Below are 15,803 nucleotides of genomic sequence, written 5' to 3'. Positions count from 1 at the left end.
AGGCGGCCTCATGAAACCCCGGACAACACCCGGTTCACAGCAACGCTCACCCACCAACACAAAAGGGTCCAAGTGGCCCGCCCGATTGCAGCGGCCGCTGATCGCCGTCGGCGTGCCACTCCTCCTCGCAGCCGGCGCGCTCACCTACGGGCTCACCGCAAACGGCAGCGGTCAACCGACCCCGGCAGCAGAGAAGGACCCGACCATGATCGAAGGAGTCACCAGCTATGCCGGCCTGAGCAGAAACCACGTCCAGACCGCGGTGACCTATCCGCAACGTCCCGGCGTCGGCGGAGACCACTCACCGGTGTGGACGAACTGCGGAGCCTACGACCGGCCCGTACAGGAAACCCGGGCAGTGCACTCCCTTGAACACGGCGCCGTCTGGATCAGCTACCAACCCGGGCTTCCCGCCGATGACATCGCCAAACTCGCCCGGCTTGCAACCAACCAGAGCCACGTGTTGGTCAGTCCCTTTCCCGGCCAGGGATCCCGCATCGAAGCAACCGCCTGGGGAAAACAACTAAGCGTCACAGACCCGGCAGATCCGCGGCTGTCCGCATTTATCAAAGCATTTCAGCAAGGTCCGCAGACACCCGAACCCGGCGAGACCTGCAGCGGCGGAGTCAACGGATAAATCAGGAGACATACCGCCGCTCGGCCGATCAGCCCCGTTACCTTTTTCGTAGCCCGTTCCTGTTGCAGGATGAGGGTGTGCTGGCCTGCCGGCCCCGGCAGGATTGCCGCCCCCAGTCTTCAATGATCCGGGGGGTGTTGTCACCGGGGTCCGGTAGGTGCCGGAGAGACCGCTAATAGAGGCAGGACAGGTGGGGATCGTCGTGCGTAACGTGGATGCCGGGCTCTGACACCGCGGACAGTCCAGCACTGGGTATCAGCTGCTGTGACTGGGAGGTACTGGTGATCGGAAACCACGAAAGCATTGATGTCTTCATCGGCCTGGACGTCGGCAAGGGCGAGCACCACGCCGTTGCCGTGGACAGGGCCGGTAAGAAACTCTTCGACAAGGCTTTGCCCAACGACGAGGCCCGGCTGCGCGAAATCCTCGGCTCTTTGAATAGGCACGGCAGTATCCTGCTCGTGGTTGACCAGCCGGCCACGATCGGTGCACTCCCCGTCGCGGTTGCCCGGGCCGCCGGCGTCACAGTCGGATACCTGCCCGGGCTGGCGATGCGCCGGATCGCGGACCTGCACCCGGGCGAAGCGAAAACCGACGCGCGGGACGCGTTCATCATCGCCGAAGCGGCCCGGACCATGCCGCACACGTTGCGCTCCATCCAGATCGCTGACGAACAGCTCGCGGAACTGACCATGCTCTGCGGCTTCGATGACGACCTGGCCAAACAGGCCACCGCGACATCGAACCGGATCCGGGGCCTGCTGACCCAGATCCACCCCGCACTGGAGCGTGTCCTTGGCCCGCGGTTGGACCACCCGGCACTGTTGGATCTGCTGCGGACCTGGCCGACCCCCGACGCCCTCCGCCATGCCGGCCGGCGCAGGATCGCCAGCCGGCTCACAAAGCTTGCACCCAGGATGGGTGAACGTCTCGCCGACGAGATCATCAACGCACTGGACCAACAAACGGTCACCGTCGTAGGGACAAACGCTGCCACGATCGTGCTGCCACAGTTGGCGCGGATGCTCGCCGACATCCGGCAGGCCCGCGACACCGTTTTCATCCAGGTCGAAGCCCTCGTGGAGGCCCACCCTCTTCACCCGGTCCTGACGTCACTCCCGGCGGTCGGCGTCAGGACCGCAGCACGGATCCTCACCGAGATCGTCGGCAAAGACTTCGCATCTGCCAGGCATCTGGCCTCCTACGCAGGCCTCGCCCCCGTGACCTGGAGATCCGGAACATCCATTCGCGGAGACCACCCATCCCGGAAGGGAAACAAGATCCTCAAAAGAGCCCTCTTCCTCTCCGCCTTCGCCGCGCTGAAAGATCCTCCGTCGAGGGCCTACTACGACCGCAAGCGGGCCGAAGGCAAACGTCACAACCAGGCTCTAATCGCTCTGGCCCGCCGCCGCTGCGACACCCTCTACGCCATGCTCAGGGACGGCACCTTCTACGAACCACGGCTACCCTCAGCCGCTTGACGAAAACCATAGAGGCCCCCCACGCGCCGTCCCATGAACTGCCGATCACCCGTTGATGGCTCCCCGGACGGGACCACAAACCGCCAATCTAAACTGCGATTTAACCGCCATCTCCGGTTAAAAGTCACAGACAAAGGTTGTCAGAATAGGGTTTTATTCTTACTTTCCCTACAATGAGTCCCGGGCCTTATAGATCCCAACCGGACACTGCGAACCTTCCTGAGATAACCCGCGGTCGTCCCCGGTCGGACGCGACGAACAAGTCAGCATTGTGTTCAGCGTTTGAGCTGGCCCTCACTCAGAAGCGGCGGAACGTCAGGAACTAACTAGTCCTCCGTGCCGTCTTCGGCTCTAGGTGTTCGGATCACGATGTCCCTGCGCCCACGGAATTGGCCAGAGTGTCCAACAAGGACATCTCTCCATTCCCGCACCAAGGCAGGAAACGCAACAAGCGGTGACCGGCCAAATTGCAGACAGGTCATTTTTGGCGTCTCAACGCACGGCCCTCCCTCCTCATGCCTTAAGCGCAGATGCGAGTTCCTAACAGATCATCTAGATTCTCCAGTCTTAGAAAGGCCACCAATGCTTCAGCCATTAACCCCAACCAACTCTGAATTTCGACTAGACATCGTTGTCGATGATCCACAGGATCTGGGTCCGCTCCTGGATCAGGCAGTACAGCGATTGATTCCATCAGCTCTAGAACGCAGGCAGGGCATTCTCGTTACCCAGGTCTTCCCGGACAAGTACACGGTAGAAGTCGACGAAGGCGTTTTGTGTGGGGTGGTCCAGGAAAGGCGAATCGACCCAAACGCGCTCAATTCTCATGTGCAGACCACAGCATGATTTGAAAGGACAAAGCGGGTGCGCTTAAAAAGAGGCACGGCCAGGGACATGAGAATCCGATGAGACCGGGGTTCCGGCCCCAAAAAGCAGCCGCCCCAAGCCGCACTTTCTCGTGTTTTGAACGAGGTTCCGAGCGGATGCCGGTGGCATAAGATCATCCGTTGCCGCTGTCGTTACCACGCTCGTTTTGATACGTGTATGCGCCAGCAGATCGGCAATGACGACGCCGACAGGCCACTAGCTAGCCATTGGCACCGCCAGGTAGATCCAACAGCTCAGATCCGCGATCGTGACCGGATCCCGATGAGCCGACAGCGCACCGGCCTGCTTCACCACGGCCGGTCGGCAATATGCCCTAGCCGATGCGGGTCCATGGGGCCCGTCGGGCTTGGCTGAAGCCAGCGCGAGGCCTGGGCTTGGCACTTGAGTGAATGTCAGTTGCCGGAACGCGCCCGAATTTCATCCCTTGAACAGTGAAAGGATCATGTGTCGCTGATCAATCCCATGCCTGCATACTCCCGGACGGCAGCGATTCCGGCGACGGCGGCGTTTTTGTTCTCGAAGGCTTTTGACACAGCCATGACGGTGCCGTCCGGCGCAGTTACACGAAATCTGAAAGACGATTCTGAATCCATAAAGAGTTCGAACATTCCGGCCATAGCGTTCCTCCCGGTCGGCGGGATCCTAGCTGAGGGCGTCGTTGCCCCTGCTGACATGAGGACGCAGCATTGCGTCCCTTCCCGCTGGTTTTGTCCCTGCGATCAAAAATTGCAGACGACAGCGTCTGTCTCCTGAGTTTCACCCACGATGGAAGGGTTCCACAAGGCCTGCGAAGCAGTTTCTCTGCAAATTGACGTTGTTGGGGACGCGCCGATTGACGTTTGTGGGGAAGGGTTGGGCGGTCAAGGCGACGAGGAGGCCCGGGATGGCGTCGCCCATCGCGCCGGGCTCAACCCCTTCCTCCGCGTGTCCACACTTCCGCGAGACTGCATAGACGCGGAGCCTGTCGCTGTTGAGGATCGAGTCAGGGCCGTATACGTCGATGTTCCGGTCGTTGACGCTGGCCTGAAGCAGATCGGAAGCATCCAACCCCAACTTGACGGGCCGCATCCCATTGGAGGCGCGGAAGGTGTTCATCGCGTTGAAGGTGCTAGTGATGTACTGCCCGGCCCTGGTGTCTGCGGCGGTCAGGGGTGCTAGGGTGACGGCGGCGGAGGCCGGGGCGACGCCGATGAGGGTTCCCCCGGCGAGTCCGCCAGAAAGCGAGAGGGCGAGGACGGCGGAGGCCACCCGGGATACGGTTCTTCGTTGAGGCACGGTTTCCCGCACCTCCTTGTCGGTTACACCGTCAATGGCGCCCCCACGCGTGAGTTTACCCAGTGGCAGTTACCGTATCCCCGAGTAGTCCTCCATGTCGTCGCTAGGTTCATCTACAGGATCATCGTTCCAGATCCGCAGCCAATCCTGGACTGTGCGAGGGCACTTGAGCTCGCTCCACAGTGGTGCAGCAGTCCGGATACCCATAATTGGCGAAGCTCCGGTCAAATAGCGGTTGACCGGAGCTTCGGTACATTATGCGTGTCTGAACCTTGGCATTCCCTGTGAACGGAACGGCACCTGTTCCGACCAGTACTCCCCCGAGCCCGACCAGATCGGGCGGAGTCGCCACCGTTGTCGGGCGGAGCGGGTTTTCCATGAGATCTCATGTGAATATCGGTGAATCCTGTGAATCTTGTGAACTCACCAAATCAGAGGGGTTGCTGTGCCAAGGCTGCGCGTTCGGCCTCACCTGGCTCACAACTCCCGCTGCACCTTTGGGTGGGCGCCGACACCGATGTACCCAATTGTCCACCTGCCTGAACAATCAGGGCTCAGTAGAGGCCTTTACCCTTCGCACTCGGTGCAGTATGAGTGGCCGTTGGCTTCCCGTGCGAGTTGAGACCGATGCCGGACGAGGAAACAGGAGTAGCAGGTGAACTCGTCCGCAGCCTGAGGAATAACCTGAACGATGAGCTCCTCAGCGACGATCTCTCCCCCGGGAGTCAAGCCCTCATCGAGGGCATCCGCTTCGTCGAGTTCGGTGACGACGCTGCGGGCATCGGGAGCATTCGCAGACTGCAGGGCTTCCAGGGAGCGGTCCTGGGATTCCTTAACATCGGAACGGACTTCGTCGTAATCAGTTGCCACTTTAGGTGATTCTCATTTCTGACATTTTCTGGGCAGTTCTTTCTGACGAGACTGAAACGTACACCAATGCACCGTTGTTCCCACGTCAACGGGCTGTCGGACGCCGGGACCGGGACGGCACGGGAAATGCCTAAGGAAATGCCTAAGGAAATGCCTAAGCTGTGGTCATGAGGGTTTCAAAAACGGATTCCATCGCCGGGCTGCCGGCCGATTTGGCCCGGGCCATTGCCCGCAAGTTCAGGGGCCGGGAAGGGGTCGCCGAAGTCGCCGTCGACCTGCTCAACGGCACGGAATTCGAGCTCGGGGCAGTCTTTGCAGGGCTGGAAACTGCCGGATATCTGGAGAAGGTACGGGTCGATAACGACGGGGACGTCTGGTGGGACACGACCATCCAGGGCAATGCCCTGGCGATGGCAAGTTTCGGAAAGCCGATCAGCAGAAAGACCGCAGACCGGCTCGTTGCCGGGGTGCTGGAGCGTGCGCGGGACTACAACGCCGGACCGGGAAATCCGATGTTTATCAATACGCTCAGGGTCTTCGGGAGCTATCTCAGCCCGGAGATTGACCCCTTAGGGGACGTCGATATCGAGCTCACCTACGGTCGGAGGATGACAGACCAGAAGGCCCTGGCGGACTACACCCGAGCCAGCGGACGGTCGTTCAACACGTACGTTGACCAGCTGTTGTGGCCGCAGACTGAACTCTTCCTGCACCTGAAGAAACGGTCATCGTTCATCAACATCACCCTTGAAGACATCACCAGGCTGACGGACCGCTTCGAAACCATCTACAGCATCGATGCGGACCCGCAGGCCCTCCGGCCGCCGGCCGATAGCTCCCTCATCGGAAGGTAACGGGATACGGAGGAAGCGGGGCGACCTACTCCCCTAGCTCACAAGATTCACAGGACACACTAAACTCACAAAACTCACAGGTACTCATAGAATGGACTGATGATAGAGAATCCCTTTAGGCCATCGGCAGGAGCCACCCCGCCGGAAATCATCGGCCGGACAGGCTTGCTTGACGAGTTCGAATACGGGCTCCGGCTTGGCTCGGGCGCGCCCGGCCTCCTCACCATCTTTACCGGAGCCCGAGGTATCGGCAAGACCGTAATGCTAGGGGCAACCCACGACGCGGCGCGCCAAGAGGGATGGGCAGTTATCGCAGAGACTGCAACAGAGGGCTTTATGGGCCGGATTGGCGAGGCCATGCGCAGTCTGGCAGAGGAACTTGGCAACGGTCCGCAGAACCGGCGAATTACCGCCATCGCGGCGGCGGGGTTCAGCATCACCACTCAGCTGGCCCCTGAACGTCAGGTGGCATGGCGCACGCTGGGAGAGGAGCTTCTGCAGCTCCTTGATGAAAAGGGCACCGGTCTGGTCATTACTGTGGACGAAATCCACGCCGCCGATAGGAATGAACTTGCTCAATTGGCGGCCAGTGTTCAGCACTTCATTCAGGACCGCCTGCCCATCGGTCTGGTCTTCGCCGGGTTGCCGGCAGCCGTCTCAGACCTGCTCAATGAAGGCGTCGCGACGTTCCTGCGCCGAGCCGACAAAATAGACCTCCACGCCGCACGCATCCGGGACGTTGAAAGTTCTTTCACCTCCATATTTGCCGCTGCCGGCTTCCATATAGCCCCGCAGCTCATCCAAAAGGCAGCGGAATCCACCGGCGGCTATCCCTTCCTGATCCAGCTCGTGGGTTACTTTCTCTGGCGCGAAGCCGAGAACAACAACGGCACGGTGACAGCCACAGAGTCAGAACGGGCATTGGAAGCCGCGCACAGACGCAACGCGCGCACAGTTATCGAGGCTGCCCTCTCAACCGCTTCACCAAAGGACCTCGAGTTCCTTCACGCCATGGCCCAGGATGACGGCCCTTCTACCGCCGGAAACATTGGAGAACGGTTAAAGGCCAAGACCAACCTCGTTGCCAACTACCGCTCACGCTTACTGGCCGCCGGCCTGGTCGAACCCGCCGGGCATGGCAAGATCGACTTCGCGATACCTGGACTCCGTCAGCACCTGCGGAACATGGCTGCCGACTGAGATCAACCGTTTGGAACACCGCTGTCCTGCGCGTCCCCAGAGGAAATAGTCCAAAGTGCTCTGGACTATTTCCTGGGCCAGCATCTGCAAGGAAACCCACTCTCCGCAGACCGCCCGGGATCCCGGGGGCTGGTCCGCGGCGCCCCTGTTCCGGGCCGGTCCCGGGTCCGCGTCGGCTGCCTTTCGCCGGATTACTCCGCGGCGTGTTGGTCGGCGCCCGGGCGGCACTTGCTCACTCGCTGGGGTTTTGTCCGAGGATCCGGAGCAGATCGTCGACCACCATCCGTAACTCCTCGAACGCGTGCTGGTAGTACAGGGGAGTCATCTGGTCCTGGGGGGTGTCGTCCAGATCGGCCAGTAATCTCAGGGCGTCTTCAATGATCTCCCGGTCGTTCCCGTGAATCCGTGGGCGATCAGTGTTGTCGGGCTCTTGGGTCATGTGATCCTCACCTTGCCAGGGTCCAGTTCCACGGAGTTGGCTGTGCCGGCGGCCCCGTCCTTGCAGATGCTGCCGTCAGCGGCTTAGACCGTTCTTAGCCCGCGAAGCGCCCACCGCCGGCCCTGTCTTCGTTTTCCTCGCCTTTGCCGCACCATTGCCCCTCATGACGGCCGCACTGGGGTGTGTGCCCTCGCTGCGTGCCGCGGCGATGCGGCCGCGGACCTGGGTTTCGTTCGCCCCGCTGTTCTCCAGTGACTCTGCGAACTTCTCGTGGTGGATAGCTGAGCCATAGCCTGCCGCCGACGTGCTTTCAGTTTTCAGGCCTTGGTCTTTGAGTCGGCCGCTGTCGTTGCCGGTAACACGGTTCTCGATCTCACGACCTACGCCTTCCATGCGGGAAAAGAGTTCCTTCTCGGCGCGTTCGTACCGCTGTTCCATCGAGGACCACTGGGAGCCGGCGAATCCGCCTTCCGCCAGGAGCTTGGCTTCGTGCATGTCCTAGCCTGGCCTGACCCGTGCGGCGGATCCCGTCCGGGGTCCGGTGTTTGGTCAACAGCAGCAGCGCTCCTTTGGAGCGGCTGTAATCAAAGGCCCGCTCCAGCGCGGGGAAGTATTCGAGCAGTTGGGCCTGCAGCCGGTTGATCGCCCGGACCCGGTCAGCGGATTTGTCGGCCCGGCGGGCGGTCAGGAGCCGCAGGCCGGTGCTGATCTCATCCCCGGCACGCAAGGGTTGCAGGTCACGGCGCACCCTGGCCTGGTCCGCGATCACCGCGGCGTCTTTCGCGTCCGTTTTGCCCTCACCGCGGTAGAGCTTGGAGGCGTGGTGGACGACCCGACCGGGGATGTAGAGGATGTTCTGGCCGTGGGCCACGAGGATGGCGATCAGCAGCGCAGGTCCGCCGTGGTTCAGGTCCGTTGCCCAAATGACCTCGTCCCCGTCCGCGAGTTTGAGGACGTTGGACATGAGCTCGATCAGTGCCGGTTCGTCGTTGGGGATTTTTGCGACAGCAGCCGGTTTCCGTCGGCGCCGATCACGACGCAGTGATGATGGGCTTTGCCGGCGTCGATACCGGCCCACAATTTCGCCACAGCAGCCTCCAGTCTGTCGATGGTTGAAGCCCAGCAGATAACCGCGCCGTCGTGTCCTTATCCGGCGATCATGTCGCGTCTCTCAATCAGCGGTCGGGTCATCGCGGGGCGGCCGGCGGCCAATCCTACGGAGCCGTCACGACGTGAATCGTCCAGCCACAGCAACAAAGCCATACCCGCCTCCCCTGGGCAGCAACGACCCTACAACGGCCGCGGAACCACCCGACAACAACATAAAGACAGCAGCAAAAAACAGAAAGAACGCTTCTACAGCCCGAGCGCAGCGAGGTCCGAGCACTTAACCTGAGGCGCTGACGTGCAGGGCGGGAAGCGAAGCCCCGCGTCACCTTCGTGCCGGGCCTCCCGCGGCCGCAGTGTGTCATAGACCACTCCCCTACCGGTCGCTTCACCGGATGAGTCTTACGGGACGCCGTTGGAACCCGGCTCGCAATGATGCAGTTCAGCGGTGCGTGCGACCGGTGAGGGACCGGCTAAGGAGACGGCAGAGGATGGCGCCGAGCGATAGCAGTGGCTCTCTACATATACTTAGCAGGGCAATGGCTCTGTCACGCCTGCGCAGGAGGTTTGTCTTGGCTATAGCACCTGTACCGCGTTCAGACGCGGATGTCCGCCCGTATCTCGACTCGCTGGGCTTGCCGGGGATTATTGATCTGCATGTGCATTTCATGCCTTTCAAGGTGCTGGAGAAGGTGTGGGTGTTCTTTGACCGTGTTGCGGACAGCGGGGCTCCCCCCTGGCCCATCACCTACCGGGACTCCGAAGAGGAACGGGTGCGAACGCTGCGAGACATGGGAGTGAAGGCATTCACGACGCTGAACTATGCGCACCGCCCCGGCATGGCGCAGTGGCTCAACGACTACTCGACAGCATTCGCCTCGACCCATGCTGACGCCATCCACTCTGCCACTTTCTACCCAGAGCCAGGCGTGGAAACCGTCGTCGCGCACAGCTTGAAACAAGGCGCTCGAATTTTCAAGGTACACATCCAGGTGGGAGGATTCTCACCCTTGGATCCTCAGCTTGCACCCGCCTGGGAGCTTATCGAGGACTCCGCTACACCGGTCGTCATCCACTGCGGCAACGGTCCGCACCCCGGGGAATACACCGGACCTGAACCCATACGCGAACTCATCAGAAGGTACCCCTCGTTGGTGCTCATCATCGCGCACGCAGGCCTGCCGGAGTACCAGGAGTACGCCGACCTTGCCGCAAACAATCCTCACGTCTACCTCGACACCACCATGGTCGGCACCTCCTACATGGAACAGGTCGCCCCGATCCCGTCCGGATACCAGGACACCCTTGCCGGACTGTCACACAAAGTCGTCTTCGGCACGGATTTTCCTTCGATTCCCTACTCCTACAGCCACCAGATTCAGGTACTCGAAGGCTGGGGACTCGGAAGCCAATGGATGAAAAATGTCCTCTGGCACACCCCGCAGGCACTCCTAAGGCTGGACCGGCTGCCCTAGCCTCGCCTGTCTTTGCTCCTAACGCTGGGGCGCCGTGTCCGAGCCCTTGCGCCCGCAAGAGTGTCCGTTGGAGGATGAGCTCGCGCTCATACTCGGCAAGGGTTGCAAGCATGTTCAACATCAGCCGGCCAGTCGAGGTTGCAGGGTCGATGCCATCGGAGATGGACCGGACCTGGACACCGCGGCCGCGAAGCAGGGCCACCGTGTTCAGCACGTCCATCAGTGACCGTCCCAGCCGGTCGACCCGCCACACAACAACGGTGTCCCCCTCCTCGGCGTACTCGAGGAGCCTTTTCATTCCCGGCCGCTCGACTGCCGTCTTGCTACCGGAAGTGACATCGGTGAAGACATCGCGTTTCTGCACGCCAGCCTCCATCAGTGCATCCAGCTGCAGCTGGGCGTCTTGGCTGGAAGTACTCACGCGGGTGTAACCCAGTACCCTCACAAGGCAATTCTGGCTCGAAAAGCCCCCGATGCACCCGCGGCGAGACGATTTACTGTGAGAGGCATTTACGAGACACGAACACCCGGCCATTCCGCCCGCTCGCGCGGCCGTCGCTGGTCCCACCCGAGGTCGGCGAGAGTGTCTTGAAAAACTGTTGTTTTCCAAGACACCCACTCTACTGATGTGGCATTCAGTCCGCCCACTGTCATCAACAGTGTGTTGACAACACACTGTTGATGACGTGGGATTGATGCATGACTCCGAATGACCGCTCTGTCGCCGATGGTCTCGCTGCTCACCGCGCCGTCTTGGGTGCCGTCGGGGGCGACGGGCTGTCCGAGCGCCCGTGGCAGCATCTTGGGCAACCGGCGAGCGACTGCGATCTCGTGCGTCTGGCGGCGTGGAAGGCTGCAGATGAGCACGTTGACCCGGCAGTTGTGACCGCTGGGTTGGGGCTGATTGGCGCTGCCCGGGCTGAGCTGGACCAAGTCGAGGCGGGGCTGTTGTTCGCCGCGAGGGCTGCGGGCGTCACCTTCCAGCAGATCTCTGCAGTGCTGGGATTGGGGTCGGGGCAGGCCGCGCAGCAGCGGATGTCGCGGGTGCTCGCCCGCCTGGGTACTCGGTTGTGAACGCATTCATCCCGCTTCGCGAGGCGAACGCGGCCTGCGGGTCGAAGGCTGTCGTGCTGAGCGAGCTGTCGCGGGCCGGGTTCTCGGTCCCGGAGGGATTCGTGCTGCCGGCCGGTCCAAGCGCGGGCTGGGAGCAGGAACTGCCCGGCGTCCTGGATGCGCTGGGCGGCTCCAGCTACGCCGTGCGATCTTCGGGGATGGTCGAGGACGGGCGCGAGTTGTCGTTTGCGGGCCAGTTCCACACGAGCCTTGGGGTGCCGCCTGCCGATGTCGAGACTGAGGTGCGCAGGACAGCTGTTGCTGTCGAGGGGGCGCGCGCATACGCGTCCGCTGTCGGCCAACCCGCGCCTGACAAGGTGGCCGTCATCGTGCAGCGGATGTTGTCCCCCTCCGCGGCGGGTGTGGCCTTCACGCGCGATCCAGTCACGGGACAACGGATCAGCGTCATCGAGGCCGTCCATGGCCTGGGTGACCGGCTCGTATCGGGACAGGCCCACGCGGAACGGTGGCGAATCACGCCCGGCGACCGTCCTCGGCGCTTGACGGAGCGCATGGTTCTCAATGCCGGACAGGCAGCCACGGTGAGCCGGGTCGCGGTATCGGCATCGGAGTGCCTTGGCGGCCCACAGGACGTGGAGTGGGCGATCGCAGACGATCGGGTGTGGATTCTGCAGGCCCGGCCGATTACCGCAACCTGGACAACCGACCAGGTTCCCGCTGCCCCAAGCCGGGACGCGACGGCAACCACGGTGGGCCTGATGTTCGGCACGCCTTCGAGTCCGGGCACCGCACGCGGGCGCTTGCGCATCATTGAGGACCTTGATGACTTCTCCCGGTTCGCCGCCGGTGAGGTGCTTGTATGTCGGGCGACGTCACCGGCGTGGACGCCGCTGCTTGCCCGGGCGGCCGCTGTCGTCACCACGCGCGGCGGGGTGCTGTCGCACGCCGCGATCGTCGCCCGCGAGTTGCGTATCCCTGCCATCACCGACGTCCCTTTCGCCATGGCCCTGCCCGATGGCGCGCTGGTCGACGTCGACGGCACCACCGGAACCATCACCGCAACGGAAAGCCGATGACATCACCGGACGACGTCCGACTGCAGGTCCTCCACGCAGTGCGGATCCTCGGCTACGCCGGAACTTCCCGCGTGAGTGAGCGCGCGGGCCTTCCGGCCGCCCAGGTCGACGAAGCCCTGCTCGATGCTCAGGGAGCGGGGCAGGTGATCTGGACTCGGTTCGGGGACGACGGCGGTTGGTCGCTCACCGAAGCTGGCAAGGCAGAGGGCGAGAAGCTGCTGGCCGAGGAGATGGAGCACGCCGGTTCTAGGGTCGTGGTGGAGTCCGTGATGGCCGAGTTTGAATCGCTTAACCATCAGCTCACCGACGCCTGTACACGCTGGCAACTGGCCGAGATGGGCATCGCCGAGACGGGCATGAGCCTCGCCGAGACCCTTAGGGAACTCGCCCGCGTCGGGGAAGCATGGGCGATCCTCGAAGAGGAGTTAGTGCGCCGCTTGCCGCGGTTCGATGGCTACCACGAACGCTTTAGCGTGGCACTCGATCGCGCCTTGAGCGATCCCGCGTGGGTGACAGGGACCGACCGCGAGTCCGCGCACCGAATCTGGTTCGAACTTCACGAAGACCTCCTTGCCACACTCGGCCGCTCCCGCTGACATCGGTGTTCCAAGCAGGCGCCAGAGCGAGGAACGACTGATGGCGGCGGGCAGCCAGGTTGAACTCTTCGCGGCTATTAGTCGAGACGACCGGTCGGGGATGTCGAATAGTGCCTTGCAGCGTAAGCACGAGGTCGGGTACCGCACGGTCGCTGCTGCGTTGGAGCCGGCGTGGCGCATGGCCAGGAAGCCGTCGGCCATGCGCGCGTCACGGCCATACCGAGACGTGATCCGGCTGGTTGCGCGACGATCTCGACGCGCCGCAGGAGGGATCTCCTTGCGCGTTGTCCACACGCCAGCTAGCCCCGTGAAAAAGCCGCCAGTTATCGTCGAAAGTCACACGACTTTTTCGGAGGCTTGCCGAACACCGGTCAGAAACGGTCGTTTTTGGGTCGTTTGAAAGCAGCTCGCCCATGAACACAAGCGAGCGGAAATGCTAATACAGGTCCGCCACGCTGACGTGATACCCCTCCCCGATTGGGTACGGCAAGATACCTGGGGCAAGCAGGAAGGCCGGCGCCATAAGCGCCGACCTTCCTGTCCAGATTACTGAGGTTAGGTAGCGGGCTGGAACCTGAGGGCGGAATTCCATTGGAATTGCGGGAGCTGGTCGTTGGCAGAGAGCAAGATATTGAGGAATCCGGCTTGTTCGAGCTGCTGGGCGCGACGCAGTGGGCCAACGACGATCGGGGTCAATCCACCGGCCTTTGCGAAATCGGCGACAGCCCGTACAGCGGCGTCATCGTCGCCGGCGACGAGGACATCCAGCTGCTGACCGGCGACCTGTCCGTCGGTGAGAGTGGCGGCAAAAGTAGTGTTGAACGCCTTGACCACCTCGGCCCCGGTGGCTTTTTGCAGTTCCTCCGCTGCGGACGAACCTGCAGGAACTGTCAGGCCCTCGAAAGTGGAAAAATCGATCGGGTTGGTGATGTCGACGTAAACTTTGTCGTTGAGGGCATCACCGTACTGCGCGATCACGTCCTTGGAGGCGTCGAAGTAAACTGCGGGCACAACGATGGAGCCTGTGATGGCGTCACCGACAGTGCCCGCACTGACCTGCCCGCCCAGTTCCGCGGCAATGGATTCTGCCTTGGCCTTGTCCGAGTGGGCCAGCAGCTGGACACTTTTGCCGCCAGCCAGGGCGCGCGAGGCGAGGCCGCGGGCCATGTTGCCGGTGCCGATGATGGTGATATCAGTCATTTTGTTCTTCTTTCCAAAGAGGCGGGATAGGAGGTTCACTGCTGTTCTTTCCTCTCGTCTTACTTGAAGTTTCAACCAACCTTTCCGTTGTTCCATTCCCGGCGCCTCGCCGGTAGCCCCAACATCTTCGGAGAGTTCACCTACCCGGTACAGGGGTTGCCAACATGCCAGGCGCAGGACGTGACGATGTCGTTCGTACGCGCGGTCCCCTTGGAGGTGTGGCCGACCCGTTGTAGGGGTGTCCATGCAATGGGTAGAAGGACAAAAGATGGGGGACATTCTCCTCGACTTGCTGTGCTTTTGCCACCACGCAGCACGCCAGAACTTGGTGTTGGGACCACAGGCTCTGGTGCCATGAATAGGCCGGGGTTACCCTCAGGCAAGTCAGGAATACCTCGAAAGGATCCGCTATGAACCTGAGCCACATACCTCTTCGTCTGGTTACCGGTGCTTTTATCCTGAATTCTGGCCTTGCGAAGCGAAACCTCGACAAGGAAAGCGCGGCGGGACTGCAGGCCATGGGCTCCCGTGTGATTCCCCAAATATCCGCTTTGGAGCCGGAGCGGTTCGGGAAGCTGCTCAGTTACGCCGAGACCGCCCTTGGCCTGTCACTGCTGCTGCCTTTCGTGCCAAGCCGTCTGGCGGGCGCGGGCCTGGCCGCCTTCTCAGGTTCTCTTTTCACCATGTACCTAAAGACTCCAGGGTTCACCCTGGACGACGGGATCCGGCCCAGCCCTCAGGGCACCGGTTTTGCAAAGGACATTTGGATGCTTGGCATAGCAGTAGCCCTGATCCTTGACCCGAAGCGAAAGACCATGAAACGCACCTGAAGCGACCGGACCCGCTTTTTGCTTATCCCTACTGCTCGCCCCGCTGGACGGAGACGCTAATAGTCGGTGCTGACCTCAAAGTCCTGGGGTGCCCCCGGTCACTGCCGCCGCGGTCGCGCGCACCTATTCAGGCTATTCCTCCGTGGAACGAAACGGGAGGAAGTTCTTTGGCGTGCTCCTCGACACCCCAGGTGACCGGCGCCGGCTGGGGGTGGGCCCTGAGTCTCCAGAGAATAATCTCAACAGGACCCTCTCGACGCCGGCCACAAACGCTCCGGCCCCAGACCGGGAAAGCTATGCGACCTGCACCCCATACTAGGCCCGCCAGGAGCCCCCACCACTACTGGGGACCAACCCAATTTCAGATTCCGCTGCAGAGCATCGGTTTATCCGGACATGGCGCAATGCTCTACGGATTAGGGAGGTGAGCTACCAGGAATCCAGGACGGGAATGGCACGTCAGGTTGGTTTTGCCCGGGTCAAGTGCAAGAGCTCGTGTGCTTGGCAGAAGGTCCCAGACGGCCGGGTGCCAATTGGCGCCGTGAAAAGGCCGCCATTTATCGTCGAAAGTCACATTTTCGACGTTTTTCGAAGGCATGCCGAAGGTGGGTCAGAAACGGTCGTTATTGACCTACTCGGTATCTGCCTTCACACATTGGAAGAAAGTGTGGTTCCTAGCCTCGACGTCATCGCGCCCACAAGCCGAAGGCCCTTCATCTGTTGTAAGCTTCCATACCCCTTGGGATGAGCCTAGACCGGCGGCGGCAAACTGAAATTGGATCTATTCGAAGACCTCCAGAG

16 protein-coding genes and 2 pseudogenes are annotated in these 15,803 nt (G+C 61.8%); 9 read left to right on the top strand and 9 right to left on the bottom strand.

The features are described from left to right. Positions 1 to 10: 10 nt before the first annotated feature. Positions 11 to 637, top strand: coding sequence for a DUF3105 domain-containing protein (locus PV772_RS14005; RefSeq protein ID WP_347886546.1), 627 nt, complete (start codon positions 11 to 13; stop codon positions 635 to 637). A gap of 215 nt (positions 638 to 852) precedes the next feature. Further along, positions 853 to 2,118 (top strand): IS110-like element ISArsp5 family transposase, encoded by a 1,266-nt coding sequence (locus PV772_RS14000; RefSeq protein WP_011689570.1) that lies wholly within the window; start codon positions 853 to 855, stop codon positions 2,116 to 2,118. 699 nt (positions 2,119 to 2,817) lie between these two features. On the opposite strand, the gene PV772_RS13995 is transcribed toward PV772_RS14000, so the two are convergent. The 4 genes from PV772_RS13995 to PV772_RS13980 form a co-directional block, all read right to left on the bottom strand. Continuing rightward, positions 2,818 to 2,946: a hypothetical protein gene (locus PV772_RS13995; RefSeq protein ID WP_347886545.1), complete on the bottom strand. Its 129-nt coding sequence runs from the start codon at positions 2,944 to 2,946 to the stop codon at positions 2,818 to 2,820. A gap of 500 nt (positions 2,947 to 3,446) precedes the next feature. Beyond that, entirely contained in the window at positions 3,447 to 3,623 is a 177-nt protein-coding gene (locus tag PV772_RS13990; RefSeq protein WP_347886544.1) for a DUF1508 domain-containing protein, read from the bottom strand. Positions 3,624 to 3,762: 139 nt separating this feature from the next. Continuing rightward, positions 3,763 to 4,281 carry a hypothetical protein gene (locus tag PV772_RS13985; protein ID WP_347886543.1) on the bottom strand — a complete coding sequence of 173 codons (519 nt, stop codon included), beginning with the start codon at positions 4,279 to 4,281 and terminating at the stop codon, positions 3,763 to 3,765. A gap of 567 nt (positions 4,282 to 4,848) precedes the next feature. Further along, positions 4,849 to 5,151 carry a DUF4193 domain-containing protein gene (locus PV772_RS13980; RefSeq protein ID WP_175319179.1) on the bottom strand — a complete coding sequence of 101 codons (303 nt, stop codon included), beginning with the start codon at positions 5,149 to 5,151 and terminating at the stop codon, positions 4,849 to 4,851. A 167-nt stretch (positions 5,152 to 5,318) separates the two neighbouring features. On the opposite strand from PV772_RS13980, the gene PV772_RS13975 reads away from it, so the two are divergent. Next, positions 5,319 to 6,005: a hypothetical protein gene (locus PV772_RS13975; protein WP_254703530.1), complete on the top strand. Its 687-nt coding sequence runs from the start codon at positions 5,319 to 5,321 to the stop codon at positions 6,003 to 6,005. A 99-nt stretch (positions 6,006 to 6,104) separates the two neighbouring features. Continuing rightward, a complete protein-coding gene (locus PV772_RS13970) occupies positions 6,105 to 7,205 on the top strand; it encodes an ATP-binding protein (protein ID WP_175319180.1) in 1,101 nt (366 codons plus the stop codon). Positions 7,206 to 7,437: 232 nt separating this feature from the next. Here the strand turns inward: PV772_RS13970 and PV772_RS13965 are convergent, their stop codons facing one another. From PV772_RS13965 to PV772_RS13955, 3 genes and pseudogenes are all read right to left on the bottom strand, one after another. Then, the gene (locus PV772_RS13965) at positions 7,438 to 7,644 is read right to left on the bottom strand and encodes a hypothetical protein (RefSeq protein WP_175319181.1); all 207 of its coding nucleotides are present in this window, start codon (positions 7,642 to 7,644) and stop codon (positions 7,438 to 7,440) included. 75 nt (positions 7,645 to 7,719) lie between these two features. After that, positions 7,720 to 8,037, bottom strand: a complete 318-nt coding sequence (locus tag PV772_RS13960; protein WP_347886542.1) for a hypothetical protein — start codon at positions 8,035 to 8,037, stop codon at positions 7,720 to 7,722. 106 nt (positions 8,038 to 8,143) lie between these two features. Further along, positions 8,144 to 8,733 (bottom strand): annotated as a pseudogene (locus PV772_RS13955) (IS110 family transposase); the annotation flags it as partial. Positions 8,734 to 9,323: 590 nt separating this feature from the next. Between PV772_RS13955 and PV772_RS13950 the strand changes: the two are divergent. Beyond that, entirely contained in the window at positions 9,324 to 10,226 is a 903-nt protein-coding gene (locus PV772_RS13950; protein ID WP_347886541.1) for an amidohydrolase family protein, read from the top strand. Between the two features lie 64 nt (positions 10,227 to 10,290). On the opposite strand, the pseudogene PV772_RS13945 reads toward PV772_RS13950, so the two are convergent. Next, positions 10,291 to 10,671: pseudogene (locus tag PV772_RS13945) on the bottom strand (recombinase family protein); the annotation flags it as partial. Positions 10,672 to 10,925: 254 nt separating this feature from the next. Here PV772_RS13945 and PV772_RS13940 point away from each other — a divergent pair. The 3 genes from PV772_RS13940 to PV772_RS13930 are packed head-to-tail and all read left to right on the top strand — an operon-like array spanning position 10,926 to position 12,972. Beyond that, positions 10,926 to 11,300 (top strand): hypothetical protein, encoded by a 375-nt coding sequence (locus PV772_RS13940; protein WP_347886540.1) that lies wholly within the window; start codon positions 10,926 to 10,928, stop codon positions 11,298 to 11,300. Further along, the gene (locus tag PV772_RS13935; RefSeq protein ID WP_347886539.1) at positions 11,297 to 12,376 is read left to right on the top strand and encodes a PEP/pyruvate-binding domain-containing protein; all 1,080 of its coding nucleotides are present in this window, start codon (positions 11,297 to 11,299) and stop codon (positions 12,374 to 12,376) included. The genes PV772_RS13940 and PV772_RS13935 overlap by 4 nt, the downstream gene beginning before the upstream one ends. Then, positions 12,373 to 12,972, top strand: coding sequence for a transcriptional regulator (locus PV772_RS13930; RefSeq protein WP_347886538.1), 600 nt, complete (start codon positions 12,373 to 12,375; stop codon positions 12,970 to 12,972). The genes PV772_RS13935 and PV772_RS13930 overlap by 4 nt, the downstream gene beginning before the upstream one ends. Before the next feature lie 555 nt (positions 12,973 to 13,527). On the opposite strand, the gene PV772_RS13925 is transcribed toward PV772_RS13930, so the two are convergent. Beyond that, positions 13,528 to 14,172, bottom strand: coding sequence for an NAD(P)-binding domain-containing protein (locus PV772_RS13925; RefSeq protein WP_347886537.1), 645 nt, complete (start codon positions 14,170 to 14,172; stop codon positions 13,528 to 13,530). Between the two features lie 410 nt (positions 14,173 to 14,582). Here PV772_RS13925 and PV772_RS13920 point away from each other — a divergent pair, with 410 nt between their 5' ends. Further along, entirely contained in the window at positions 14,583 to 15,002 is a 420-nt protein-coding gene (locus tag PV772_RS13920; protein ID WP_347886536.1) for a hypothetical protein, read from the top strand. Positions 15,003 to 15,803: the final 801 nt, after the last annotated feature.

This window comes from Pseudarthrobacter sp. CC12 (genome assembly GCF_039907755.1).
GTDB classification, from domain to species: domain Bacteria; phylum Actinomycetota; class Actinomycetes; order Actinomycetales; family Micrococcaceae; genus Arthrobacter; species Arthrobacter niigatensis.
This window is presented reverse-complemented; position numbering and strand designations above follow the sequence as displayed.

Bases quoted from the DNA above. Each gene is read 5' to 3' on its own strand.
- PV772_RS14005 (WP_347886546.1), top strand. From the start codon at position 11: ATGAAACCCCGGACAACACCCGGTTCACAGCAACGCTCACCCACCAAC.
- PV772_RS14000 (WP_011689570.1), top strand. From the start codon at position 853: ATGCCGGGCTCTGACACCGCGGACAGTCCAGCACTGGGTATCAGCTGC.
- PV772_RS13995 (WP_347886545.1), bottom strand. From the start codon at position 2,946: ATGAGAATTGAGCGCGTTTGGGTCGATTCGCCTTTCCTGGACCACCCC.
- PV772_RS13990 (WP_347886544.1), bottom strand. From the start codon at position 3,623: ATGGCCGGAATGTTCGAACTCTTTATGGATTCAGAATCGTCTTTCAGA.
- PV772_RS13975 (WP_254703530.1), top strand. From the start codon at position 5,319: ATGAGGGTTTCAAAAACGGATTCCATCGCCGGGCTGCCGGCCGATTTG.
- PV772_RS13970 (WP_175319180.1), top strand. From the start codon at position 6,105: ATGATAGAGAATCCCTTTAGGCCATCGGCAGGAGCCACCCCGCCGGAA.
- PV772_RS13965 (WP_175319181.1), bottom strand. From the start codon at position 7,644: ATGACCCAAGAGCCCGACAACACTGATCGCCCACGGATTCACGGGAAC.
- PV772_RS13960 (WP_347886542.1), bottom strand. From the start codon at position 8,037: ATGGAAGGCGTAGGTCGTGAGATCGAGAACCGTGTTACCGGCAACGAC.
- PV772_RS13940 (WP_347886540.1), top strand. From the start codon at position 10,926: ATGACTCCGAATGACCGCTCTGTCGCCGATGGTCTCGCTGCTCACCGC.
- PV772_RS13930 (WP_347886538.1), top strand. From the start codon at position 12,373: ATGACATCACCGGACGACGTCCGACTGCAGGTCCTCCACGCAGTGCGG.
- PV772_RS13925 (WP_347886537.1), bottom strand. From the start codon at position 14,172: ATGACTGATATCACCATCATCGGCACCGGCAACATGGCCCGCGGCCTC.
- PV772_RS13920 (WP_347886536.1), top strand. From the start codon at position 14,583: ATGAACCTGAGCCACATACCTCTTCGTCTGGTTACCGGTGCTTTTATC.